Source organism: Meinhardsimonia xiamenensis (assembly GCF_900102905.1).
Taxonomy (GTDB): Bacteria; Pseudomonadota; Alphaproteobacteria; order Rhodobacterales; family Rhodobacteraceae; genus Meinhardsimonia; species Meinhardsimonia xiamenensis.
Window position 1 is genome coordinate 402,219 of the sequence record NZ_FNFV01000001.1, and the last position, 24,285, is coordinate 426,503.

Here is a 24,285-nt window from a genome sequence, read left to right on the forward strand (position 1 = left end):
GCCATGGGACTTGAGATCGGAATCGAGTGGCTGACGCTCATCATGTTCGGCTCGCTCGTCGTGCTCCTGATGGCGGGGCTGCCGCTCGCCTTCGTCACCGGCGGTCTGGCGGTGGTGTTTCTCTACATCCTCGGCGATGCGCGGGCGCTGAACATCGTGCCAAGCCGCATCTTCCCGTTGATGACCAACTACCAGCTCTCGGCGATCCCGCTGTTCATATTCATGGCGGCGATGCTCGAGAGGGCGGGCATCATCAACGACATGTTCGATGTCATCTACAAGGTGCTCGGGGGGCTGAAGGGCGGGCTCGCCTCGGCCACCATCATCGCCTCGACGGTGCTCGCCGCGATGGTGGGGGTGATCGGCGCGGCGGTGGTGACGATGGGCATCATCGCGCTGCCGGCAATGCTCAAGCGCAACTATGACCCGAAGATCGCCATGGGCTCGATCATGGCCGGCGGCACGCTGGGCATCCTGATCCCGCCCTCGATCCTTGCCATCATCTACGCCGTCGTTGCCGAGCAGTCGGTGGGCGAGCTCTTCATCGGCGCGGTCATCCCCGGCCTTCTCCTGTCAGGGCTCTACGTGGCCTATGTCACGGTGCGCTGCTATCTCAACCCCGATCTCGGCCCGCCGATCCCGGTGGCCGAGCGCATCTCGACGCTCGAGAAGATACGGCTCCTGAGCAGGATGAGCGCGCCGATCACTCTGATCGTCGTCGTGCTGGGGGTGATCTTCACCGGCGTCGCCACGCCCGTGGAGGCCGCCGGCATCGGCACCTTCGGCGCCTTCATGGTCGCCGCCATTCACCGCAAGCTCGACTGGCCGACGATCCGCGAGGCCTGCCTGACCACGCTCAAGGCCTCGGCCATGGTGATCTGGATCATGTTCGGCGCGACGATCTTCGTCGGGCTCTATGTGCTCGAGGGCGGCCAGCAGTTCGTGCAGGAGACGATGCAGGGTGCGGGGCTTGGCCCCTGGGGCATCCTGATCGTGATGCAGGTGATCCTGATCATCCTCGGCATGTTCCTCGACTGGGTGGGCATCCTGCTGCTGTGCGTCCCGATCTTCGTGCCGATCATCAAGACGCTCGGGGCGGCGGCCTTCGGCTTCTCGGACCCCGACGATCTCGTGCTGTGGTTCGGCGTGCTCTATCTCGTCAACATGCAGATGAGCTTCCTGTCGCCGCCCTTCGGCTACGCGCTTTTCTACCTGCGCGGCGTGGCGCCGGACTCGATCCCGATGACCGATATCTTCAAGTCGGCGCTCCCGTTCCTGTTCCTGCAGGTTCTGGGGCTGGTGATCTGCATGGTGTTTCCAGAGGTCATCACCTGGCTGCCGCGGCTGGTCTATGGCTGAGGCGCCGGTCGCAACCGAAAAAAGGGGGCGCGTCGCGCCCCCTTTTTATTTGCCTTGCAGGATTTCCTGCCTGCTGGTCAGCCCTCGGGCGGTGCGTCGTCGTATTCGTCCGAGAGGATGCGCCAGGCGTCGCCTTCGGGGTCGTCGTACTGGCGGTTCTTCAATGTCCAGATGAAGGCCGCGAGCCCGAGACCGCCGAGAAACAGCGAGGCGGGGATGAGATAGACCAGAACTTCCATCGCTTCACCTCACCCGCAGCGCATTGACCGTGACCATGATCGACGAGCCCGACATCGCCAGCGCCGCCGCCAGAGGCGAAGCCAGCCCCGCCAGCGCCAGCGGAATCGAGATCATGTTGTAAAGCGCGGCGATGGCGAAGTTCTCGAGCACCCGGCGCCGCGCCGCGCGCGCGGTGGCGGCGATCTCGGGCAACACCGCGAGCGAGCGCGCCGTCAGCACCATGTCGGAGACGGTGCGTGCGGCATCGAGCGCCGACGCAGGCGAGATCGAGACATGCGCCGCGGCCAGCGCACCGGTGTCGTTGAGCCCGTCGCCGACCATGAGCACACGGCGGCCCTCACCGGCGAGCGCCGCGAGAAGAGCGATCTTGTCTTCGGGCATCGCCTCGGCGTGCCATTCTCTTATCCCGGCGCGCTGTGCGGTTGCCTCCACCGCCGCGCGGCTGTCGCCGGAGATGAGCAGAACCCGCAGACCCTGTGCCCTGAGCCCGGCCACCGCCTCTGGCGCGCCCTCCCTGAGCCCATCGACAAAGCGGAAGGCGCGCGGCGTCTCGGAGCCGATCGCGAGCCAGGTGGCCGTGCCATTGGCTTCCCCGGCCCCGACCCAAGCCGCGCGGCCGAGCCGCACGCGCTGGCCGGCCCACACACCCTCGACCCCGTGCCCCGGCCGCTCCTTCAGCCCGCTCACATGGGCGGGACGGATGCGCGCGGCGCGGATCGCCTGCGCCAGCGCCCGTGCGAGCGGGTGGGCCGAGCCTTCGGCGAGCGCGAGCGCAATCTCGAGTTCGCGGCGGGAGAAGTCGCCGAGGTTCACCGGCTCGGGCCGGCCCTCGGTGAGCGTGCCGGTCTTGTCGAAGACGACGGTGTCGACCTCGGCCAGACGCTCGAGGGCGGTGGCGGACTTGATCAGCACTCCGCGCCGGTAGAGCCGCCCGGAGGCGGCGGTGGTCACCGCTGGTACCGCAAGGCCGAGCGCGCAGGGGCAGGTGATGATGAGGGTGGCCACGGCAATGTTGAGCGACAGCCGCGCATCGCCCGAGGCCCAGAACCAGCCCGCAAATGCGGCCAGCGCGAGAAGATGCACGGCCGGTGCATAGATGGCCGCGGCGCGGTCGGCCAGCGAGGTGTAGCGGTTGCGCGCCGTCTCGGCCATGGCGACGAGGTCGGCGAGACGGCCGAGCTTCGTCTCGCGCCCCGCAGCCGTGACCCGCACGGCCAGCGGGCCGGTGAGGTTGACCTCGCCCGCACTTACGGCCGCGCCCGCGCCGGCGAAGACGGGCAGGCTTTCTCCGGTCAGCGCCGATCGGTCGAGCTCGCTCTCGCCGTCTTCAATCACGCCGTCCACCGGCACGCGGGCACCGGGCGGCACGCGCACGAGATCGCCGAAATTCAGCTCGGCGACCGGGGTCAGGCGCTCGCTGCCGTCGGCCTCGATCCTGAGCGCCCGCGGCACTTCGAGCGCGGCGAGCTCCTGCGCGGCCGAGCGCGCCACCGAGCGTGTGCGCTGGTCGAGATACCGCCCGGCAAGCAGGAAGAAGGTCAGCGACAGGGCGGCGTCGAAATAGGCATGCTCCCCGTGCTGGCTGGTCTCGTAGAGCGACATGCCCGCGGCGAGAAGGATGGCGAGCGAAATCGGCACGTCCATGTTGAGACGGCGCGCCGAGAGCGCGGCCAGCGCATTGCGGAAGAAGGGCTGCGCCGAGAAGGCCACCGTGGGCAGGGCGATGGCGGCAGAGATCCAGTGAAAGAGGTCGCGCGTGGCATCCGTCGCGCCCGACCAGACGGCGACCGACAGGAGCATCACGTTCATCATCGCAAAGCCCGCCACGCCAAGGCGCATGAGAAGATCGCGCCCGGCCCGGTCGCTGCCCGCCGCCGAGATCATGCCCGCATCAAGCTCGTGCGCGCGGAAGCCGGCTCGGGTCAGCCGCTCGGCCAGCGCGGAAGCCTCCACCTCCGGCCCGGCGGTCACGGTGGCACGCTTGAGCGTGAGGTTCACCCGCGCGCTGCGCACGCCCGGTGTCGCGCGCAGGATCTTCTCCACCCCCGTGATGCAGGCGGCGCAGTGGATCTCGGGGAGGGAGAGCACGATCTCCGCGCCCCCCGCGGCTGCGGCCCTTTCCGGTGCGGCCAGCTCCTCGGCCGCGGGCGCGGCCGCGCAGGCCGGGCAGGCGGCGAGCGAGGGGCGCGGCTCGGCGGTCATCCTAACCCCTCACGTGCAGAACCAGCCGCTGGCGAAACGGCGTGCCGTCCTCGGCCACGGCGCGCAGCCACAGGTTCCAGTTGCCAGGCGCGATTTGCATTGGCGCGACGAGTTCGCTGCCGCGCGCGATGAACTGCACCTCGCGGTCGTCGCGGGTGGTGGTCGGGCGGGCAAGCGTGGCTTCTATCACGGCGGGCCAGGCGGGCAGGCCGTCGCGCCCGGTGATGGAAAGCCGCAGCTCGCCGTTCTCGTAGGCGAGAGCAGTGCTCCAGCCCAGCGCCTCCTGTGCCTGCCGCTCCGCCTCGAAGCTCTGGCTCGCCACATAGCCGTTTCGCACTTCAAGACCAGGGAAGGTCTCGACCGCCTGCACGGCCATGTAGACATTGACGGCGATGATGACGCCGAAGGCGGCCATGGTGCCGAATAGAACGTGACGTCCGGTGATGGGTTTGCCGCTCATTGGTTCGCTCCGAAGAAGGTGGAGTCACGATAGTCGCGATCGCCGGTGATTGTATCCTCGATCCAGAAGCGCACGGCCGTGCGTTCGGATTGCGCCGGCTCCGATCCCTTGGGGGCGATCACATAGACGCGCTGCAGATAGGTCTGGTCGGCGGGCACCGTGACGGTGGTGTAGGGCGTGCCCTCGAGCTCGAGCCGCAACGAGGGGTGACCGCGCAGCGAAATGTTGAAGGGGTGCGCCTCGCCATGCATGTTGCGGATCCGCATGTCGTAGGTGTTGCGGATCGACCCGTCTGACAATGTCACATAGAGCGGGTTGCGCACTGGTGCCACCGTCACGTCGATCGGCGAGCGGATGAACAGCGCCACGAGCAGCCCGACGCCGACGAGCGACCACAGCGTGGTGTAGAGGATGGTCCGGGGGCGGAAGACGTGCTGCCAGATCGGCTTGGGCGGCAGGCCCTGCAGCTCGCGCTTCTCGTCCGAGAGCGCCATGTAGTCGATGAGCCCGCGGGGCTTGCCGATCCGCTCCATCACCTCGTCGCAGGCGTCGATGCACAGCGCGCAGGTGATGCAGGCCATCTGCTGGCCGTCGCGGATGTCGATGCCCATGGGGCAGACGTTGACGCAGGCGTAGCAGTCGATGCAGTCGCCTAGCCCCTCGCGGTTCTTGCCCTTGCCGCGGGGTTCTCCGCGCCACCAGCGATAGGCGACGGTGAGCGTGTCCTCGTCCATCATTGCCGCCTGGATGCGCGGCCAGGGGCACATGTAGATGCAGACCTGCTCGCGCATGAAACCGCCGAAGATGAAGGTGGTGGCGGTCAGGATGCCCATGGTGGTGTAGGCCACCGGGGGCGCGGAGAGGTGGACAAGATCGCGCGCAAGCGTCGGCGCGTCAGCGAAATAGAAGATCCAGGCCCCGCCGGTTGCGAGGCCGATCAGCAGCCACACCGACCACTTGAACAGGCGCAGACGGATCTTTCTGAGCGTCCAAGGCGATTTCCACAGCCGCACACGCGCGTTGCGATCACCCTCGATCCAGCGCTCGACGAGGATGAAGAGATCGGTCCACACGGTCTGCGGGCAGGCATAGCCGCACCACACCCGCCCCAGCGCCGAGGTGAAGAGAAACAGCCCGAGCCCCGCCATGATGAGGAGCCCGGCGATGAAGTAGAATTCGTGAGGCCAGATCTCGATCCAGAAGAAGAAGAAGCGCCGGCCGGCGAGGTCCACCAACACGGCCTGATCGGGCAGGTTCGGCCCCCGGTCCCAGCGGATCCATGGCGTGATGTAGTAGATGCCGAGCGTGATGGCCATGATCCACCACTTGAGCGTTCGAAAGCGGCCCTTCACCCGGCGCGGAAAGATCGGCTCGCGCGCGGCGTAGAGTGAGGGGGCATCTTGCTTGGCCATGTCGTGAACCTTCTGCGGGTTGCGCCACGGACGGCTGAACCGTTGTTGCCGTGCTTCTGGCACTCACGGGGGCAAGGGTCTTTGACCTGAATCAAGCATCTCTGCCGCAGCTTTTCGTTGGGGGAGAAAGGCATGATCGCGCAGGCATTTCGGATCGGGCCGGCGCCTGTCACAATACGGCGGCATTGAGCCCTCGGGCCGTCCCCTTTCGCCAGGGCTTCAGCTCGCTCGTTCGGCTTTGGATCGCTTGCCGCGTTCAGTCCGGGCTTCTTGCCATCAATGCGCGCAGTGGTGTACGCGCTTTATCGTCAAGGTTTAATTGGCGCGGAGGGAGATATGAGAGAGGCATTCGCAAGCCCGGAGCTTCCCGGGATGGACAAAGTCATGAAGAATTGGTGCATCCTTCATGAGAGGTACTCGAGAATTGTAGACGAGGGGGCTTTCGACTTTTCCGAGGGGGCGAACACGTCGCTTTTCATTTCTGCTGTAAACATGATTGATGAGTGGATTTCTGTTGCTGAGCATAACGTAAAAAGAATGGCCTCAGAAAGGCGTGGAAGGTTCGATGTATATATTGCGTCCGATGATCATGATTACGTAATTGAGATGAAGCAGATCTACAAAAAGGTAACCCCACAAACACGCACTTTTCCGAATGTAGAATCTGGCAAGTTTGCTCGGGCGAGGGAGCAGGTCGAGAGCATAAATCTTGATGATATTTTCGAGGATCCTCAAAGTGTAACCCCGTTGTTTGGCGGTTTTATTGTGCCGACCTGTACGGAGGAGCTGATGCCTCCAAATCGTTTTTACCGGACCCGCGCGGAAGAACTGTTCGACAGGTTGGTTCGGCACTGCAACGAGAATTTTGACGCCTTTGCCGTTTTTGCGCCCGACCTCAAACGAGGGGATTTGGTCTATGAGGACTACCACGGTGAAAAGTTAATAAGGCCGATGGCTGCGCTCGTTCTCAAGAAGGCGACGAATTAGCGCAGTTTGTCTTCTTTGCCCGCCGTGCCGCGGCTGAGGTGAGAAGCCTTCCCCCTTTGGCACAGGAAAAGCGCCGGCCCCGGAAAAACGCGCGAACAGGATCCGGAGCCGGCGCCCGATCCGGCGGCGGGGACGCCGCCGGAAGCTCTTGTGTTACTGACCGCCGCCGAGCTGGTGGACGTAGGCCGCGACGGCGTTGACCTGGCTGTCGGTGAGGCCGCCCGCGGGGCGGAACTCCTCGTGCCACGCGGGCATTACGCCGAAACGACCATTGGTCACGGTTTCGGTCAGAGTTGCCTCGTCGCCGCCGTAGAGCCAGATGGCGTTGGTCAGGTCGGGCGCCCCCACGGACGGATCGCCCTTGCCGTCCTCGCCGTGGCATGAAGTACAGTTGTCGAGGAAGACCTGCTCGCCTCCCGCCGCCATGGCCGCGTCATGGTTCTGGCCGGAGATCTTCAGCACGTAGTGGACAACATTCGCGATCTGCTCTTCGTCGAGGATCTCATCGCGTCCGAAAGCCGGCATTTCCGACCAGCGCGCGTCAGGCGACTGCTCGTTGCGGATACCGTGGTGGACCGTATAGGCGATTTCCTCGATGGTGCCGCCCCACAACCATTCGTCATCGAGCAGGTTCGGGTAGCCCTTCGCCCCCGCCCCGCCGGAGCCGTGGCACTGCGCGCAGTTGGTGCGGAAGACCGCCGCCCCGCTGCGGATGGCGTAGTTGTAGAGGTCGGCGTCGCTCCTGATCTCGTTGAGATCGATGGAGGCGAGCTTCTCCTCAAGTGCCGCATTCTTGCGCTTGAAGGCCTCGATCTGCTCCTGCACCTCGAGCCGGCTGTTGTAGCCGAGGAGTCCCGGCGTCGCCCGGTCGATGAGCGGCCATGCGGGGTAGAGGATGGTGTAGATCAGCCCCCAGATGACCGTGGCGTAGAAGGTCCACAGCCACCAGCGCGGCAGCGGGTTGTTCCACTCCTCGATGCCGTCCCAGGAATGGCCGGTGGTGCCGTAGCCCTGTTCGCTCTTCTTTTCTGTCGTCTTGTCGCTCATCACCGCGCCTCCTTTGCTGCGGCGCCGTCCTCCAGATCGGAGGCGGGTCTGTCCTCGTGCCGGAAGGGGATCTCGGCGCTGTCACGGTGGATCGGGCCGGAGCCGGGCCGGAAGGCCCAGATCACGGTGCCGATGAAGAAGGCGAACAGCACCAGCAGGAACCAGCTGTCGGCGAATTCACGCAGAAGGGAATAGGTTTCCATGCTTTCCTCCCTCCTCAGCGCGTCGGATCAGGCTGGAAGGTGGAGAAGTCCACCATGGTGCCCAGCACCTGAAGATAGGCGATCAGCGCATCCGTCTCCGAGATGCCCGGCCGGCCGTCGAAGTTGCGGGTCTGGGCGCCGGGGTAGCGCTCGAGAAGCCCGTCATGGTCGGCGTCGGGGTCAGCCTGGGCGCGGAAGTCCTCCTCTGCCATCTCGATCATCTCGTCGGTGTAGGGCACGCCCACGAGCCGGTTGGTGCGCATCAGATCCGCGATGTGGATCTTTTCGGGATCCAGCATGCGGTGCTCGAGATAGCCGTATTTCGGCATCACCGACTCGGGCACCACCGACTGCGGGTCGTAGAGGTGGTCGCGGTGCCATTCGTCCGAATAGCGCCCGCCGACCCGGGCGAGATCCGGCCCGGTGCGCTTCGAGCCCCACAGGAAGGGATGATCATACATCGACTCCGCGGCGAGGCTGTAGTGGCCGTAGCGCTCCACCTCGTCCCGCATGGGGCGCACCATCTGGCTGTGGCAGACGTAGCAGCCCTCGCGGATGTAGATTTCCCGCCCCGCCATCTCCAAGGGCGAGTAGGGCCGGACCCCCTTCACCTTCTCGATGGTGTTCTCGAGATAGAACAGGGGGGCGATCTCCACGATGCCGCCGACGGTGACAACGAGGAAGGAGAAGATCAGAAGAAGCGTCGCGTTCTTCTCGAGGATCTTGTGCTTGTCGAGCAAGGCCATGTCTCCGGCCCTCCTTATTCAGCCGGTGCCATGGCAGGAGCCTCGGCCTTCGCCGGGGATCTGCGCACGGTCATCCAGAGGTTGTAGGCCATGATCAGCGCGCCGGTGAGGTAGAGCACCCCCCCAAGACCGCGGACCACGTACATCGGGAACTTGGCGGCCACCGTGTCGGCGAAGGAGTTCACGAGGAACCCTTGCGCATCCACCTCGCGCCACATCAGCCCTTCCATGATGCCCGTGACCCACATCGAGGCGGCGTAGAGCACGATGCCGATGGTGGCGAGCCAGAAGTGCCAGTTGACGAGGCTCATGGAGTAGAGCCGCTCGCGGTTCCACAGCCGCGGCACGAGGAAGTAGAGCGCGCCGAAGGTGATCATGCCGTTCCAGCCGAGCGCGCCGGAGTGCACGTGCCCGATCGTCCAGTCGGTGTAGTGGCTGAGCGAGTTGACCGCCTTGATCGACATCATCGGGCCCTCAAAGGTGGACATGCCGTAGAAGCCGATCGAGATCACCATCATGCGGATGATCGGGTCGGTACGGATCTTGTCCCAGGCGCCCGAGAGGGTCATCAGGCCGTTGATCATGCCGCCCCAGCTCGGCATCCACAGGATCACCGAGAACACCATGCCCAAGGTGGAGGCCCATTCGGGCAGCGCGGTGTAGTGCAGGTGGTGCGGGCCGGCCCAGATGTAGAGAAAGATCAGCGCCCAGAAGTGCACGATCGACAGCTTGTAGCTGTAGACGGGGCGCTCGGCCTGTTTCGGCACGAAGTAATACATCATGCCGAGGAAGCCGGCGGTCAGGAAGAAGCCCACGGCGTTGTGGCCGTACCACCACTGGGTCATGGCGTCCTGCACCCCGGCGAAGACCTGCACGGATTTCGAGCCCCAGATCGACACCGGAATCGACAGGTTGTTGACCACATGCAGCATCGCCACGGTGACGATGAAGCTTAGATAGAACCAGTTGGCCACGTAGATGTGGGGTTCCTTGCGCTTCATGATCGTCCCGAGGAAGACGGCCAGATACACCACCCAGACGATGGTGAGCCACCAGTCGACGTACCACTCGGGCTCGGCGTACTCCTTGGACTGGGTCGAGCCGAGCAGATAGCCGGTCGCCGCCAGCACGATGAAGAGCTGGTAGCCCCAGAACACGAACCAAGCCGCGTTGCCGCCCCACAGCCGCGCCGCCGAGGTGCGCTGCACCACATAGAAGGATGTGGCGAGAAGCGCGCTGCCGCCGAAGGCGAAGATCACCGCCGAGGTGTGTAGCGGACGCAGCCGGCCGAAATTCAGATAGCCCTGCGCCCACTCGAAGTTCAGCTGCGGAAAGGCGAGCTGAAAGGCGATGAAGGTGCCGGCCAGAAAGCCGACCACGCCCCAGAACGCCGTGGCGATCACCGCGGCGCGGACGGGGCCGTCCATGTAGCCCGTCTCGGGGGCGGGCTTCGGCTCGCCGATCCGGCGCAGATACCAGACGAAAAGCCCGCCCGCGACGGCGAGCACGATGATGGCGTGAACCTGATAGGCCAGGTCGCGCGCGAAATTCGTGGCGATCGCCGCGAGGATGGCGATCACCCCCAGCAATGCCAGCTTGATGTAGTCCCACATCGTCACGTTCCTTCCTGACGCCCCGAATCGCCGGCGCACCGGTTCCCGGAGGCTGTTGGCAGGCCCAATTGCCCGCGCAGGGCGGGGCGGCGCATTGATCCATGTCAAGCGGGGGATCCCGCGTCTGGCGGCGCGCCCGGTCCCCTTGATCGAGGTCAATGACGCCCCCAGATCGAAAGTGAACAGTCACGCCATGTGCCCGGCGGCAGGATGCGGCAACCGGGGCAAGGGGGAGTTGAACGCGGAAGGAGCAGGCACGATGGCCTACAAGACGATCGTGACGGTGATCACGGACTTTGACGCGGACGTCGCCGCGCTGCGTGCCGGCGAGAAGTTGGCGCGGCGGGAGGAGGGGCATCTTGAGGTGATCTGCCTCGGTCTCGACCGCACCCAGCCCGGTTTCTATTTCAGCGCCGCCGAGGCGATGATCATTCAGGACAATCTGGCGCAGGCGCAGAAGGATGCCGAGGCGATCGAGGAACGGGTGCGGCGTGAACTTGACGGCACCGACATTCTCTGGGGCCTTCAGACCGTAACGGCCCAGCTCGCGAGCCTTACTCCCTTCATCGCTCACGCGGTGCGGTTTGCCGATCTGGTGGTGCTGCCCAAGCCCTACGGGGAGAAGCGGGGCCACGAGAACGAGGCGATCATCGAGGCAGCCCTGTTCAATGGGCATGTCCCGGTTCTGGTGATGCCGGACGGGCAGGAATTCCCCGATGAGCTCGGGACGGTGGTGATCGGCTGGAACGAGTCGAGCGAGGCCCTGACGGCGGTGCGGGCCGCGCTGCCGCTGTTGCAGGCGGCCGAGAACGTGTCCATCGCCATCGTCGAGCCTCCGGCTCACGGGCCGGATCGTTCCGACCCCGGCGGGATGCTTTCGCTGATGCTGTCACGCCATGGGGTGAAGCCCGAGGTGGCGGTGCTGGCCAAGACGCTGCCGCGGGTGTCCGACGTGCTCTTGCGCCACTGCGACGACGTTGGCGCGCAGCTTCTGGTGATGGGCGCCTATGGCCATTCGCGCTTTCGCGAGTCGATTCTCGGCGGTGCCACCCGCAACGTGCTCGAGAATGCGGACATTCCGGTGCTCATGGCGCACTGAGCGCCATCGGGCGCGCTCGGGCGCGCTGACGCGCGCGGGCGGGAACGACGAAGCCGACCCGTCGCGCCGACCGGGCGGAACCAAGCTCGCGCAGGGGGCGGAGCGGGGGCGCTGCCCCCGCACCCCCGGGGTATTTCCACCAGGATGATGGAACAGGCGTTCAGGCCGGCATGCCTCCGTCGGAGTCGTCTCCGGTCTCATGCAGGAGCGCCTCGAAGGACGGGATGTGTACCCGGCGATTGCCTTCGAGGGCGATGACCCCGTCCCGGCGCAGGGCCGAGATCTGGCGGCTGACCGTCTCGAGCGTCAGGCCCAGATAGTTGGCCATCGCCTCGCGCGTGAGCGGCAGCTCGAAGCCGAAGCCGTCGGTGGCGGCCTTCTTCTGCATTGCCGCTTCACGCCGCGCAATGATGGAAATCATGCTGGCGATCTTCTCGCGCGCCGTCTTGCGGCCGAGGATCAGCATCCACTCGCGGGCCGCGTCGAGTTCGTCGAGCGTCATTTCAAGAAGTCGCTGCGAGACATGCGGCGTGCGCGCCATGAACTCCTCGAAGGGCTTGCGGCGGAAGCAGCAGAGCGTCAGGTCGGTCACCGCGGTGACGTCGAAGGCGACACGATCCCGCCCGGGACGGCCGAGAAAGTCTGAGGGCAGCAGGAGCCCGACCATCTGGGTGCGCCCGTCCTCCATGGTCTGGCTGAGCGTGGCGACGCCGACCACGACCGAAGCGACGAACTCGAGCGGATCTCCCGCCCAGGCCACGGGCTGGCCCGCCTCGTAGCTGCGGTAGGTCTTCATCGTCTCGAGCTCGGCGAGCTCTTCGTCATTGCAGCGGGCGCACACCGCGCGGTGGCGGATGGGGCAGGAGCCGCAACTCTTGCGATCAAAGGCGAGGTTCGCGATGCCCATGGTCCGGCTCCCGGTTTGATCAGGATCAAGGAAGATCCCGCCTGACTCCGGCAAGGCTATTCCAATGACAAGCCACTCGCAACTCAGGCGCCTCGGTCTCTTTGACGCGCGGGTGCCCCGCTACACGAGCTATCCCACGGCACCGCATTTCTCCGATGCGGTGGGCCCGGCCGATACCGAAGGCTGGGTCCGCGCGATTCCGGCCGGTGGGTCGGTGTCGGTCTATGTGCATGTGCCGTTCTGTCGGCGGCTGTGCTGGTTCTGCGCCTGCCGCACCCAGGGCACGGCGACATCGAGCCCGGTGCGCGCCTATCTCGAGACGGTGAAGAAGGAGATCGCGCTCGTCGCCGCGATGCTGCCCGAGGGGGTGAGGATCGAGCATCTGCACTGGGGCGGGGGGACGCCGACGCTGCTCGAGCCCGACATGATCGCCGATCTTGCCGGTGCGATCTTCGAGATGGCGCCGCTCGCGCCCGGGGCGCGATTCTCGGTGGAGATCGACCCGTGCGAGGTGGATCAGGCGCGCATCGATGCCCTCGCGGCGGCGGGCATGAACCGCGCCTCCATCGGGGTGCAGGACTTTCACCCGGAGATTCAGGAAACGATCGGCCGGCCGCAGGGCTACGAGATCACCCGCGACACGGTTAAACGCTTGCGCGCCGCCGGCATCGACAGCCTCAATGTCGACATCCTCTACGGGCTGCCGCACCAGACGGTGGAGCGCATCTCCGAAAGCGTGCAGCTGCTTCTGTCGCTCTCGCCCGACCGGGTGGCGCTCTTCGGCTATGCCCATGTGCCGTGGATGGCCAAGCGCCAGACGCTCATCCCCACCGAAGCGCTGCCTTCGCCCGAGGAGCGGCTCGAGCTTTTCGAGACCGCGCGCCAGCTCTTCCTGTGGGATGGCTATCAGGAGATCGGCATCGACCATTTCGCGCGGCCCGGCGATTCGCTTGCCGTGGCGGCACGCGAGGGCCGGATGCGGCGCAACTTCCAAGGCTATACCGAGGACACCTCCGACACGCTGATCGGACTCGGCGCCTCGGCGATCTCGCGCTACCCGCAGGGTTATGCACAGAATGATGCGGTCACCTCGCGCTACCAGGCCGCCGTGCGCGGGGGGCGGCTGGCGACGGCGCGCGGGCACCGCTTTGAGGGCGAGGATCTGTTGCGCGCGGCGATCATCGAGCGGCTGATGTGCGACTTCGAGGCCAATCTCGACGCGCTGGCGCGTGCCAATGGTGCGGCGCCGGCACAGGCGCGCGCCATGGCGAGCGGGATAGAGGAAGCCTTCGAGGGGCTTGTGCATCTCGACGGCGGGCGGCTGTGGATCGAGCCGCAGGCGCGGCCGCTTGCGCGGATGGTAGCGCGCCACTTCGATGCCTACGAGATGGCCGCCTCGGGCCACAGCCCGGCGATCTGAGGCCCGCCGCTGCGGGGTGGCTTGCGCCCTTCCTGCAGGCGGTTATGACGGATGCCGCAGTTGCAGCGGGGAGGAACGGGCATGGACATCGTCAGCCGTTTGCGCGCGGAACTTGGCGAGGCGGCGGTGCTGACCGGCGCCGACATGGCGCCTTTCATCGAGGACTGGACGCGGCGGTACCACTCGCATCCGCTGGCGGTCGTGCGCCCGGCTTCCACCGCGGAGGTTTCGGCGGTGATGCGGCTGGCCTCGGCCGAAGGGGTGCCGGTGGTGCCGGTGTCGGGCAATACCGGGCTTTCGGGCGGCACGCATGCGGAAGGCGCGATCATGCTGTCGCTCGCGCGCATGAACCGCATCCTCGAGATTCGCGACGAGGCGCGGCTTGCGATCGTGGAGGCGGGGGTGGTGCTCTCGGCGCTGCATGAGGCGGCGGCCACGCATGGGTTGGCGTTTCCCGTCTTCTTCGGGGCGCGCGGCAGTGCGATGATCGGCGGCATTCTCTCCACCAACGCCGGGGGCTCGAACGTGCTGCGCTACGGCAACACGCGCGCGCAGTGCCTCGGGCTTGAGGCGGTGCTTGCCGACGGGCGGGTGCTCAACCTGATGACCGAGCTGCACAAGGACAACTCGGGCTATGACCTGCGCGACCTCATCATCGGCTCCGAAGGCACGCTTGCGGTCATCACGCGTGCGGTTCTGAAGCTCGTCGAGGCGCCGCGCGCGCGGGCCACGGCGATGGTGGCGGTGCCCTCGCTTTCGGCCGCGCTGAGGCTCCTGAACCGGCTGCAGTCGGCCTCGGGCGGGGCGGTGGAGGCCTTCGAATACATGCCGGGCAATTACATCCGCCATCATCTGGAGAAATTCCCCGATGCGCGTCCACCGTTCGCCGAGCCGCACGAGGTGAACATTCTCGTCGAGCTTGCCAGTGCCGCGGAACGCGACGCCACGCGCCTGCCCGACGGCACGGTGCCGCTTGCCGCGCTGCTCGAGCATGAGCTCGGCGAGGCGATGGCCGAAGGCGAGGTTCTTGACGCGGTGATCGCGCAGAACGAGGCGCAGCGGGCGGAGATGTGGGCGCGGCGCGAGGCGGCGGCGGAGGTGGCGCTGACGAGGCTGCCGCTCGTCAACAACGATGTCGCGGTGCCGCTCGACAAGGTGGAGACCTTCCTTGAGCGCATGGAAGAGGTGCTACCGCAGATTGATCCGCAGGCCGAGGCGATCACCGTGGCACATCTGGGCGACGGCAACATTCACTATACCGTCTGGCCGGGGCGCGACGAGCCTGCCCATCTCGACGCCATCATGGAGGCGGTGGAGGATGTGGCGCTCGCGCTCGGCGGCAGCTTCTCGGCCGAGCACGGGATCGGGCTGACGAAGAAGCCCTCGATGGCGCGGCGCAAGGACAGGGTGGCGCTTGAGGTGATGCGGGCGGTGAAGGCCGCGCTCGACCCCAGGGGCATTCTGAACCCCGGCAAGGTGCTGCCGTGAGGCACGCTCAGAAGCGGTAGCCGAAACGCGCGATGTCCTCGGCGCAGAGCTCGGCGACGAGATCGCGCGTGGCCGCGTCGTAGTAGCCGCGATGGTCCGCGGCGCGTTTCGAGCGGTTGACATGCGGGATCTCGCCGAGCCGCAGGCCGAGCCGGGCCTCGAGGCTCTTCACATCCTCCGCGAGGTGTTCGAGCCGAAGCCAGAGGTCGCAACGCTCGCGCCCCGAGGCGTCCGTGACGTAGGCGGCGTAGGGCGAATTGCGGATTGCCCTTTGCATGGCCGGATCGCGCAGGAAGGCGGCGAAGTCGAGGCGCCTGGCGGTGGTCACGGCGGGGTGGTCGAAGCTCTGTTCGCGCAGCCAGTGGTAGTAGCTCACCAGTCTGTCCCACGGGTTGCGCACCAGCGTGAAGACGAAGAAGGAGGCGATCTCCTCGTCGCTGACAAGGCCGCGGATGTCGGCGAGGCGAGAGTGCTTCCAGAGCCGGCCGGCCGTTTTCAAGCCCCGAAGCCGCCGGCGCCGCCGCCGCGCCTTCGGCGTGTCGCCGATGAGGATGTCGTCGGCCATGGCGCGCGCCTCGAGCGCGAGGCTCAGCGCCGTGCCGCCCGTCTTGGGGATATGCACGAAGATGTAGCGCCGCCCGCGCGAGATGATCATGGCGCGGCCTCCGCCGGCACCGCGGCGTCGCGCAACTCGGCCCGCCGCGCCGAGAGCGTGAGCAGCGCGCCCGAGCAGAGGATGAGTGTCATTCCTGCCGCTTCAAGGAGGCCCGGAACCTGCCCCCAGAGGAGCCAGCCCCAGAAGGCGGCGAAGACCAGCATGGAGTATTCAAGGCCCGCGACGAGGGACGTTTCCGCCAGAAGATAGGCACGGGTGATGAGGCCAACGCCAATGACCGCGCCGAGCGCAAGCCCGGCGATGCGGAGAAGGAGGCCGGCATCGGTCGGGCCCCAGGCGCGCAGCAGGAAGCCCGCCGGACCTTCAGGCACGGGCGGGGCAAGCAGGGCGAGAAGCCCGCAGCCGAGCGCGCCCCATGCCGCCATGGCGGCGAAGAAGCCCGCCAGAAGAGCTGGCGTGCTCTCCCGGTGGCAGAGCCGGCGCGTGACAATGGCCGAAAGCGCGTAGAGCAGCGCCGCGGCCAGTGGCATGAATCTGGCTGCGCTGCCGCCGCCCAGCTCGGGACGCAGAACCAGGAGAACGCCGGAAAATCCGAGGACGATGGCGCCGATGCGCCGCCAGCCGGGACGGACGCCGAAGGCGAACGCGGAAATCACCACCACGAAGATCGGCGCGGTGAAGAGCCCGGCCGCGGCCTCCGCCACCGGCATGAAGGCGAGGGCGCCGAAATAGAAGAGCATCGCGCCCGAGAGCAGAAGCGACCGCAGCGCCACGGCGGCCGGTGCGAGGGGCCTGAGACGTAGTCGCGCGAGACGGGCGGCAAGCGCGATCAGCGGCAGGGCGCACAGCGCGCGCAGCAGATGAAACTGCCAAAGACCCGCATGGCCCGTGATCGTCACGACGAGCGAGTCGGTCAGGGAGATCACCGCCATCGCCGCCAGAACGGCGCCGCTCGCCTCGATCGGGCTGCCTTGCGAGACCATGTGTGTTGTCCCAGCCTCAGGATGCATGCATTGCTTCCCTTTTCAAACGCGTGTCAGCATGGTGAAAGTCTGTCTTGCGCGCGATATCTGCCGCGCTCACGCTGCGAGGGGAGGATTGCATGGGCTGGATGGCGGACGAAACCGGGCTTGACAAGCGCAGGGCGAATTTTGTGCCCCTTACGCCGTTGTCGCATCTGAACCGTGCTGCGCGGCTGTTTCCCGACCGCGAGGCGCTTGTCTATGGTGCACGGCGCTGGACCTATGCACAGTATCATGAGCGCTGCACGCGGCTTGCCTCGGCGCTGACGAAGCTCGGCGTGAAACCCGGCGAGGTGGTGGCGACACTCCTGCCGAACGTGCCCGCCCATGCCGAGGCGCATTTCGGCGTGCCGGCCATGGGCGGCGTGCTGAACACCATCAACATCCGCCTCGATGTGGATACGGTGGCCTACATCTTCTCCCACGGCGGGGCGCGGGTGGTGCTGTGCGACACCCAGTACCTGCCGCTCGCCGAAGCGGCGAAGGAGGCGATGGAAGGCGAGGGGCCGCTCATCATCGAGGTGGCTGACGAGCAGGCGGGATTCCCCGCCACGGGGCGCTACACCGAATACGAGGACTTCCTGGCTTCCGGTGATCCGGCGTTTGCGTGGGTGATGCCCGAGGACGAGTGGGAGAGCCTTGCGCTCAACTACACCTCCGGCACCACTGGCCGGCCGAAGGGCGTGGTCTATCACCACCGCGGGGCGTATCTGATGACCATGGGCACGGTGGTGAGCTGGCAGATGCGGCTTTTCCCGCGCTATCTGACCATCGTGCCGCTCTTTCACTGCAACGGCTGGAACCACACCTGGATGATGCCGCTGGTGGGCGGCACCGAGATTTGCCTGCGCAACGTCACGGCAAAGGGCATCTATGATGCCATCGCCGACGAGGGCGTGACCCATTTCGGCGGCGCGCCAATCGTGCTCAACATGATCATCAATGCAAGCGAGGAGGAGCGCCGGCCCTTCGATCATGTGGTCGAGGTCTTCACCGCCGGCGCCCCGCCGCCGGTGGCCACCCTCGAGGCGATCGAGCCGCTGGGCTTCAACGTCACCCAGGTCTACGGCCTCACCGAAACCTACGGCCATGTCACCGAATGCCTCTGGCGCCCCGACCTGTGGGACGATCTGCCCCGCGAGGAGCGCTACACCATCAAGGGGCGCACCGGGGTCGCCATGCCGATGATGGAGGACATTACGGTCATGGATCCCGAGACCATGACCCAGATTCCCATGGATGGCGAGGCGCAGGGCGAGATCATGATCCGCGGCAACTGCGTGATGAAGGGGTATCTGAAGAATCCGAAAGCCACCGAGGAGGCATTTGCGGGTGGATACTTCCACTCCGGCGACATCGCGGTGCAGTATCCCGACGGTTACATGAAGATCCGCGATCGCGCGAAGGACATCATCATCTCGGGTGGCGAGAACGTCTCGTCGGTCGAGGTGGAGGACACGCTCATGCGGCACCCGGCGGTGCTGCTGTGCGCGGTGGTGGCGAAGCCCGACGAGAAATGGGGCGAGGTGCCCTGTGCCTTCGTCGAGCTCAAGCCGGGTGCAAGCGCGACCGAGGAGGAGCTGATCGCCTTCGCCCGCGCGCGGCTTGCGGGCTTCAAGACGCCCAAGCGCGTGGTCTTCCGGGAGCTGCCCAAGACATCCACGGGCAAGATCCAGAAGTTCGAGCTGAGGAAGATCGCGGCGGAGCTTTGAGCGGCGCGAGGCGAACCGCGCTGGCGCGCGGTGCCTTCGGCGAGGGTATTTGGCCCAGGGTGAGAGAGGCTGGGGGCAAAGGCTTCGCAGCCGTTCCGCCCGCGGCGGGGCTGCGGTAGGCTGAGCCGGGCAGGAAGCGTGACGTTCGGGCAGGACGGATGCCGACATGGCGACGGCGCTGAAGAAATATCAGAGGCTTGAGGCAACCGGGCTTTGGCGGCCTGCGCCGGGTGAGCAGCGGCGGGAAGTGATCGTTTCGCTGGGAAGTTCCAGCCTCACGCTGAGCGATACCGCCGGACGCGCCCTGGCGCACTGGTCGCTGGCGGCGATACGGCGGCTTGATCGCGGCGGCCCGCAGGCCCTGTTCGGGCCGGGCGGTGACGCGCCGGACACGCTCGAGATAGATGACGACCAGATGATTGCCGCGCTCGAACGCGTGCGGCGGGCGGTGGCCCGCACGCGGCCGCGCCCCGGGCGGTTGCGGCGCGTGGTGCTCGGCGCGTTTCTGGCGGTGATCAGCCTTGGCGCTGTCTTCTGGCTGCCCGACGCCATGATCGCCCGGGCGGTGGCGGCGTTGCCCGATGCAAGGCGCGCCGAGTTCGGCGAGAGGATGCTTGCCGCTCTGGCGCGGGTCGGCGGGCCACCTTGCCGCACCGCCGAGGGATTGCGTGCCCTCGACGCGGTGCAGCGGCGTCTGCGGGCAGGCCGGCCCGGACGGATCGTGATCCTGCCGGGCGGTGTGGTGCAGAGCGCGTCGCTGCCCGGGGGGATCATGGTTCTCGATCGGTCGGTGGTCGAGGATCACGATGATCCGGCGGTGCTGGCGGGTTTCGTGCTTGCGGAGGACGTGCGGCGCGACATGCGCGATCCGCTGCAATGGCTTCTGGAGGATCTGGGCGCCTTTGCCGCGTTGCGGCTGATGGTCACGGGCGACCTTTCAACGGCCGATCTGGCGCATCACGCCGAAACCGTTGCGCGTTCCGCGCCGCTGCCGGTGGCGCCCGAAGCGCTTCTTGCGGGTTTCGCCGCTGCCGGCGTGCCGGCGACGCCTTACGCCCTGGCGCTCGACATTACCGGAGAGAGCACGCTTGCGCTGATCGAGGCCGATCCGGTGGCGCCGGCTGACGCCCGCCCCGTGCTCAGCGACTTCCAGTGGGTCGCCCTGCAAGGCATCTGCGGCGGCTGAGGTTCAGCGCCGCGCGAAGGCATCGGCGAAGCCGGCCCGGCGCGCCAGCTTCAGCGCGGCGGCAATTTCGGCGTCGGAGGCGAAGGGGCCGGCCATCACGATCTGCACCGGCTTGCCGCGCAGCCGCGTCTTGCCGACGCGAACGGGCAGCCCATTCGCCTGCAGCGCCCGCGCGGCGTTTCGCGCATTGGCGGGAACGGCGAAGGTTCCGACCTGAACATAGGCGGCGCCTTGGGCTGCGGGAGCCGTTGTGGCGGGCGTGGGTGTCTTTCCGGCGATGACCACCTTTGTGCCTCGAGAGGCGGATTGGGTGACGAGGCGACGGGGGACGGTGTTCGTCCAGATCTGCGCCATCTGCGCCTCGCCTTCCGGCGTTCCCCGGCCGCGGTTGGGGTTCAGGCGGTCATCCTTGAAGGCGCTGCGGTAGCCCGGCGGCGGGGCGATGGGCACGGCGCTTCCCTGAATGTGCTGGATGCCGCCGTAAGGGTCTTCGGCCTGCGGCCCGCAACGGACCGGATAGCGCGGATTGGGTTTGAGATAGGGTTGGGCCGCGGGTGAGACGTTGGGGCAGGCAGTGGTGGCGGTGGGCGCCTTCGCCGGGGCGGCAGACTTCGGCTTCACCGGTGCTGGTGCCATCTTGACGGGCGCGGGTTGCACTTTTGCGCTCGTCGTTGGGCGCGGACGCGTTGCGGTTTTCGGGGCGGGCGCGGTTGTGACCGTTGCGGTCCGGCGCGGCGGTTCGGTCACGCGCGGTGGCGTGGGGGCGGGGGGCTCGGCCGGTCTGGCGGTGGCGAAGGTGGGCGTCTGGCCGCAGATGAGCCTGCGCTGGCGGTCGACGCGCGGCACCCAGGTCACCGCGCCGTCGAAGCCTGCGCGCACATAGACACAGCCGCGGCTGTCCACGTACTGCCGGCCGGTGTAGCTCGCCGGCGGGTATTCGGCCGGCCCGTCGTCATTGCGCAGGGTTTGAGCCATCGCCGGCGCGCTGCCGAGAATGACCGCAATTATTGGCAATAAAGCCGTCCAAATCGTCCGCATGATGTGGCCCCCACCAGATCTTGTGGAAGGATGCCCGACAAACCCCAGCCAGTAAAGGGGATTGTGTCGGGCTGGGCGCCTGAATGGCCGGGTGCGCTTGACTCGGGCGGCGGGGGCGGCAGAGTCGCAGAGAGAACAAAAAAGGAACATGCGAGTCGCCATGGGCTTTGCCGAGCTCGATGTGACCACCAATTTCACCTTTCTCACGGGGGGCTCGCACCCCGAGGAATTCGTCGCGCGCGCCGCGGAGCTGGGCATCGGGGCGCTGGCGGTGGCGGATGTGAACTCGGTCGCGGGCGTGGTGCGGGCGCATGTGGCCGCGCGCGAGATCGCCCGTGAGGTTGCCGCGCGGCGGGCGGCGCCGCTGATCGGCCCGCCACGACCGGCGCATATCCCGAAGCCCCCTTCGGCGGATGTCGAGACGGTGCCGCGGGTCATTCCAGGCGCGCGCATCGTCATGGAGGATGGCTTTTCCGTCACCGCCCTGCCGCGCGACCGGGGGGGCTGGGGGCGGCTCTGCCGGCTGATCTCGCGCGGGCGGCTGCGCGCGCCCAAGGGCGCCTGCCGGCTCACCCTCGATGATCTGCTGGAATGGGGCGCGGGGATGGAGCTTCTCCTCCACCCCCCGGCGGAGGTCACGCCTCACTGGCGGGCCGGGGCGCGGCGGCTGGTGCGGCGCTTCGGGGCGGCGGTGACGCTGCGGATGGCGCCGCGCTATGACGGGCAGGATCGCGCGCGTTTCGCCGCCCACGCCGCGCTTGCGGCCGAGCTTGGCGTGCCCACCGTGGCCAGTGCCGCGCCGATCATGCACCGCGCCAGCCGGCGGCGGCTTGTCGATGTGCTCACCGCGATCCGGCTTGGCTGCCGGGTGGATGAGCTCGGCCGCGCCGCGCGCGCCAATGCCGAGGAGCGGCTGCGCTCGGAGGCGGAGATGCGGCGCATCTTCGCCGGTCACGAGGCGGCGGTGGAGCGCTCGGCCGAGATCGCCGCGCGCTGCGGCTTCGCGCTCGACGATCTGCGCTACGAGTATCCTTCCGAGATCGCCGGGAGCGAGAGCCCGGCGGCGCGGCTGGCCCGGCTCGCCCGCGAGGGGCTTGCCTGGCGCTACCCCGAGGGCGCGCCCGAGCGGGTGCGGGCGATGCTCGAGCACGAGCTCGCGCTGATCGGCAAGCTCGGCTACGAGCCCTATTTCCTCACCGTGCGCGACATCGTCGCCTTCGCCCGCTCGCGCGGCATCCTCTGCCAGGGGCGGGGCTCGGCGGCCAATTCGGTGGTCTGCTACTGCCTTGGCATCACCGCCGTCAGCCCCGAGATCGGCTCGATGGTGTTCGAGCGCTTCGTCTCCGAGGCGCGCGACGAGCCGCCCGACATCGACGTGGATTTCGAGCATGAGCGCCGCGAGGAGGTGATCCAGCACATCTATGAGCGCTACGGCCGGCACCGGGCGGGGCTGTGCGCGACCGTCATTCACTACCGGGGCAAGCGCGCGGTGCGCGAGGTCGGCCGCGCGATGGGGCTTTCGGAGGACACCATCGCCGCGCTTTCCTCTCAGCTCTGGGGGTTTTCCTCCTCGGAAGGCCTCGAGGCGGCGCGGCTGCGCGAGATCGGGCTCGACCCCGCCGACCGGCGGCTTTCACAGACGCTGGCGCTCGTGCGCGAGATCATCGGCTTTCCGCGCCACCTGTCGCAGCATGTGGGCGGCTTCGTCATCACCGAGGGCCGGCTTGACGAGCTCTGCCCGGTGGAGAATGCGGCGATGGAGGACCGCACCGTCATCTCATGGGACAAGGACGACATCGACGCGCTCGGCATCCTCAAGGTGGACATCCTCGCGCTCGGCATGCTCACCTGCATCCGCAAGGCCTTCGAGCTGATCCGCCAGCATCACCGCATCGACTACACGCTCGCGACGCTGCCGCCCGAGGATCCGGCCGTCTACGACATGCTCTGCCGGGCCGATTCGCTTGGCGTCTTTCAGGTGGAGAGCCGGGCGCAGATGAACTTCCTGCCGCGGATGCGGCCACGCTGCTTCTATGATCTCGTCATCGAGGTGGCGATCATCCGCCCCGGCCCCATTCAGGGCGACATGGTGCACCCCTATCTGCGGCGCAGGAACGGCGAGGAGGAGGTGCGCTTTCCGTCCGACGCGCTGGGCGAGGTGCTGGGCAAGACGCTGGGCGTGCCCTTGTTTCAGGAACAGGCGATGCAGATCGCCATCATCGGCGCGGGCTTCACGCCGGAAGAGGCCGACCGGCTGCGCCGCTCGCTCGCCACCTTCAAGAAGCATGGCTCGGTCAGCGAGTTCCGGGGCCGCTTCATGCGCGGCATGGCGGCGAACGGCTATGATGCCGAATTCGCCGAGCGCTGCTTTTCGCAGATCGAGGGCTTCGGCTCCTACGGCTTTCCCGAAAGCCATGCGGCGAGCTTCGCGCTGCTCGTCTATGCCAGCGCCTGGCTCAAGTGCCATCACCCCGGCATCTTCGCCTGCGCGCTTCTCAACTCCCAGCCGATGGGGTTTTACGCGCCTGCCCAGATCGTGCGCGATGCGCGCGAGCACGGGGTGGAGGTGCGCCCCGTCTGCATCAACGCCAGCTACTGGGACAATGTGATGGAGCCCGACGGGCGCGGAGGGCTCGCGCTGCGCCTCGGCTTTCGCCAGATCCGCGCCCTGCGGGAGGAGGACGCGCGCTGGATCGTGGCCGCGCGCGGCAACGGCTACACGGCCGTGGAGGATGTCTGGCGCCGCGCGGGGGTGGGGCCGGCCACGCTGCGCGTGCTGGCCGAGGCCGACGCCTTCGCCTCTCTGGGGGTGAGCCGGCGCGAGGCGCTCTGGGCGGCAAAGGCGCTGGCGAAGGGGGGCGAGCTGCCGCTCTTTGCCGGCGACCTCGATGGCGAGGGGATCATGGAGCCCGCCGCGCATCTGCCCGCGATGAGCCTCGCCGAGGAGGTGGTGGAGGATTACGTTGCCCTGCGGCTGACGCTGAGGGCGCATCCGATGGCGCTGTTGCGCCATCTGCTCACCCCGCCCGATGGAAGCCCGCCCGTTGGCGCCGAACCCGCGCGCGGGCGCCTCACGGCTGCCAGCGGCTGAGCGCGTCCTCGTCCTCTTCCTTCGCGGCCACCCAGGCGGCTTCGCCCTCGGCGGTGATCTCGCGCTTCCAGAACGGCGCGCGCGACTTGAGGTAATCCATCAGGAACTCGGCCGCGGCGAAGGCATCGGCCCGGTGCGGCGCGGCAGTGGCGACCATCATGATCGCTTCGCCCGGCCGCATGGGCCCGTGGCGATGGATGACGAGACAGCCCGAAAGGTGCCAGCGCTCCTCGGCCTCGGCCGCGATCCTGCCGATGGCGCGCTCGGTCATGCCGGGGTAGTGCTCGATCTCCATGGCGGCAAGCGTCCCGCCCTCGTCACGCACGATGCCGGTGAAGCTCACCACCGCCCCCGCGCCTGTCACAGCTTCGGTGAAGCGCTCAAGCTCGGCACCCTGCGCGAACGGCTCGGTCTGGATGCGGATCTCGGCCATGCTC

21 protein-coding genes are annotated in these 24,285 nt (G+C 67.3%); 8 read left to right on the forward strand and 13 right to left on the reverse strand.

The window, feature by feature from the left end; all coding sequences use genetic code 11:
- Positions 1 to 3: 3 nt before the first annotated feature.
- Positions 4 to 1,359, forward strand: a complete 1,356-nt coding sequence (locus BLQ14_RS01960; protein ID WP_092497638.1) for a TRAP transporter large permease — start codon at positions 4 to 6, stop codon at positions 1,357 to 1,359.
- Between the two features lie 77 nt (positions 1,360 to 1,436).
- On the opposite strand, the gene ccoS is transcribed toward BLQ14_RS01960, so the two are convergent.
- The 4 genes from ccoS to ccoG are packed head-to-tail and all read right to left on the reverse strand — an operon-like array spanning position 1,437 to position 5,673.
- Positions 1,437 to 1,598 (reverse strand): cbb3-type cytochrome oxidase assembly protein CcoS, encoded by a 162-nt coding sequence (gene ccoS, locus BLQ14_RS01965; RefSeq protein ID WP_092497639.1) that lies wholly within the window; start codon positions 1,596 to 1,598, stop codon positions 1,437 to 1,439.
- 4 nt (positions 1,599 to 1,602) lie between these two features.
- Positions 1,603 to 3,801, reverse strand: coding sequence for a heavy metal translocating P-type ATPase (locus tag BLQ14_RS01970; protein ID WP_092497640.1), 2,199 nt, complete (start codon positions 3,799 to 3,801; stop codon positions 1,603 to 1,605).
- 1 nt (position 3,802) lies between these two features.
- Positions 3,803 to 4,261 (reverse strand): FixH family protein, encoded by a 459-nt coding sequence (locus BLQ14_RS01975; RefSeq protein WP_092497642.1) that lies wholly within the window; start codon positions 4,259 to 4,261, stop codon positions 3,803 to 3,805.
- Entirely contained in the window at positions 4,258 to 5,673 is a 1,416-nt protein-coding gene (gene ccoG / locus BLQ14_RS01980) for a cytochrome c oxidase accessory protein CcoG (RefSeq protein ID WP_092497644.1), read from the reverse strand. Before ccoG ends, BLQ14_RS01975 begins: the two co-directional genes overlap by 4 nt.
- Before the next feature lie 336 nt (positions 5,674 to 6,009).
- Here ccoG and BLQ14_RS01985 point away from each other — a divergent pair, with 336 nt between their 5' ends.
- Positions 6,010 to 6,660, forward strand: a complete 651-nt coding sequence (locus tag BLQ14_RS01985) for a hypothetical protein (RefSeq protein ID WP_092497646.1) — start codon at positions 6,010 to 6,012, stop codon at positions 6,658 to 6,660.
- Between the two features lie 153 nt (positions 6,661 to 6,813).
- On the opposite strand, the gene ccoP is transcribed toward BLQ14_RS01985, so the two are convergent.
- The 4 genes from ccoP to ccoN are packed head-to-tail and all read right to left on the reverse strand — an operon-like array spanning position 6,814 to position 10,269.
- A complete protein-coding gene (ccoP, locus tag BLQ14_RS01990) occupies positions 6,814 to 7,707 on the reverse strand; it encodes a cytochrome-c oxidase, cbb3-type subunit III (protein ID WP_092497648.1) in 894 nt (297 codons plus the stop codon).
- Positions 7,707 to 7,910 carry a cbb3-type cytochrome c oxidase subunit 3 gene (locus BLQ14_RS01995; protein ID WP_092497650.1) on the reverse strand — a complete coding sequence of 68 codons (204 nt, stop codon included), beginning with the start codon at positions 7,908 to 7,910 and terminating at the stop codon, positions 7,707 to 7,709. Before BLQ14_RS01995 ends, ccoP begins: the two co-directional genes overlap by 1 nt.
- A 14-nt stretch (positions 7,911 to 7,924) precedes the next feature.
- A complete protein-coding gene (gene ccoO / locus BLQ14_RS02000; protein WP_092497652.1) occupies positions 7,925 to 8,656 on the reverse strand; it encodes a cytochrome-c oxidase, cbb3-type subunit II in 732 nt (243 codons plus the stop codon).
- Positions 8,657 to 8,670: 14 nt separating this feature from the next.
- Positions 8,671 to 10,269: a cytochrome-c oxidase, cbb3-type subunit I gene (ccoN, locus tag BLQ14_RS02005; protein ID WP_092497654.1), complete on the reverse strand. Its 1,599-nt coding sequence runs from the start codon at positions 10,267 to 10,269 to the stop codon at positions 8,671 to 8,673.
- A 259-nt stretch (positions 10,270 to 10,528) separates the two neighbouring features.
- On the opposite strand from ccoN, the gene BLQ14_RS02010 reads away from it, so the two are divergent.
- Entirely contained in the window at positions 10,529 to 11,368 is an 840-nt protein-coding gene (locus tag BLQ14_RS02010) for a universal stress protein (RefSeq protein WP_092497656.1), read from the forward strand.
- A 160-nt stretch (positions 11,369 to 11,528) separates the two neighbouring features.
- On the opposite strand, the gene fnrL is transcribed toward BLQ14_RS02010, so the two are convergent.
- The gene (gene fnrL / locus BLQ14_RS02015; RefSeq protein ID WP_092497658.1) at positions 11,529 to 12,275 is read right to left on the reverse strand and encodes a transcriptional regulator FnrL; all 747 of its coding nucleotides are present in this window, start codon (positions 12,273 to 12,275) and stop codon (positions 11,529 to 11,531) included.
- A gap of 64 nt (positions 12,276 to 12,339) precedes the next feature.
- Here fnrL and hemN point away from each other — a divergent pair, with 64 nt between their 5' ends.
- Positions 12,340 to 13,695 carry an oxygen-independent coproporphyrinogen III oxidase gene (gene hemN / locus BLQ14_RS02020; protein WP_092497659.1) on the forward strand — a complete coding sequence of 452 codons (1,356 nt, stop codon included), beginning with the start codon at positions 12,340 to 12,342 and terminating at the stop codon, positions 13,693 to 13,695.
- Positions 13,696 to 13,776: 81 nt separating this feature from the next.
- Positions 13,777 to 15,183 (forward strand): FAD-binding oxidoreductase, encoded by a 1,407-nt coding sequence (locus BLQ14_RS02025; protein WP_092497661.1) that lies wholly within the window; start codon positions 13,777 to 13,779, stop codon positions 15,181 to 15,183.
- Positions 15,184 to 15,190: 7 nt separating this feature from the next.
- On the opposite strand, the gene BLQ14_RS02030 is transcribed toward BLQ14_RS02025, so the two are convergent.
- Together BLQ14_RS02030 and BLQ14_RS02035 are read right to left on the reverse strand one after the other, a co-directional pair.
- Complete coding sequence (locus BLQ14_RS02030; protein WP_092497663.1) at positions 15,191 to 15,838, reverse strand: sulfotransferase family 2 domain-containing protein; 648 nt, start codon at positions 15,836 to 15,838, stop codon at positions 15,191 to 15,193.
- Complete coding sequence (locus tag BLQ14_RS02035) at positions 15,835 to 16,809, reverse strand: DMT family transporter (RefSeq protein WP_143004451.1); 975 nt, start codon at positions 16,807 to 16,809, stop codon at positions 15,835 to 15,837. Before BLQ14_RS02035 ends, BLQ14_RS02030 begins: the two co-directional genes overlap by 4 nt.
- 92 nt (positions 16,810 to 16,901) lie before the next feature.
- On the opposite strand from BLQ14_RS02035, the gene BLQ14_RS02040 reads away from it, so the two are divergent.
- Positions 16,902 to 18,533, forward strand: a complete 1,632-nt coding sequence (locus BLQ14_RS02040) for an AMP-binding protein (RefSeq protein WP_092497667.1) — start codon at positions 16,902 to 16,904, stop codon at positions 18,531 to 18,533.
- Between the two features lie 166 nt (positions 18,534 to 18,699).
- The gene (locus tag BLQ14_RS02045) at positions 18,700 to 19,719 is read left to right on the forward strand and encodes a hypothetical protein (protein WP_092497669.1); all 1,020 of its coding nucleotides are present in this window, start codon (positions 18,700 to 18,702) and stop codon (positions 19,717 to 19,719) included.
- A gap of 3 nt (positions 19,720 to 19,722) precedes the next feature.
- Here the strand turns inward: BLQ14_RS02045 and BLQ14_RS02050 are convergent, their stop codons facing one another.
- A complete protein-coding gene (locus BLQ14_RS02050; protein WP_143004452.1) occupies positions 19,723 to 20,919 on the reverse strand; it encodes an SPOR domain-containing protein in 1,197 nt (398 codons plus the stop codon).
- Between BLQ14_RS02050 and BLQ14_RS02055 the strand changes: the two genes are divergently transcribed.
- Positions 20,906 to 23,848, forward strand: coding sequence for an error-prone DNA polymerase (locus BLQ14_RS02055; protein ID WP_245656849.1), 2,943 nt, complete (start codon positions 20,906 to 20,908; stop codon positions 23,846 to 23,848). The genes BLQ14_RS02050 and BLQ14_RS02055 overlap by 14 nt on opposite strands.
- Here BLQ14_RS02055 and BLQ14_RS02060 read toward each other — a convergent pair.
- The gene (locus BLQ14_RS02060) at positions 23,829 to 24,281 is read right to left on the reverse strand and encodes a molybdenum cofactor biosynthesis protein MoaE (protein WP_092497673.1); all 453 of its coding nucleotides are present in this window, start codon (positions 24,279 to 24,281) and stop codon (positions 23,829 to 23,831) included. The two genes, BLQ14_RS02055 and BLQ14_RS02060, sit on opposite strands and share 20 nt — an antisense overlap.
- Positions 24,282 to 24,285 lie beyond the last annotated feature (4 nt).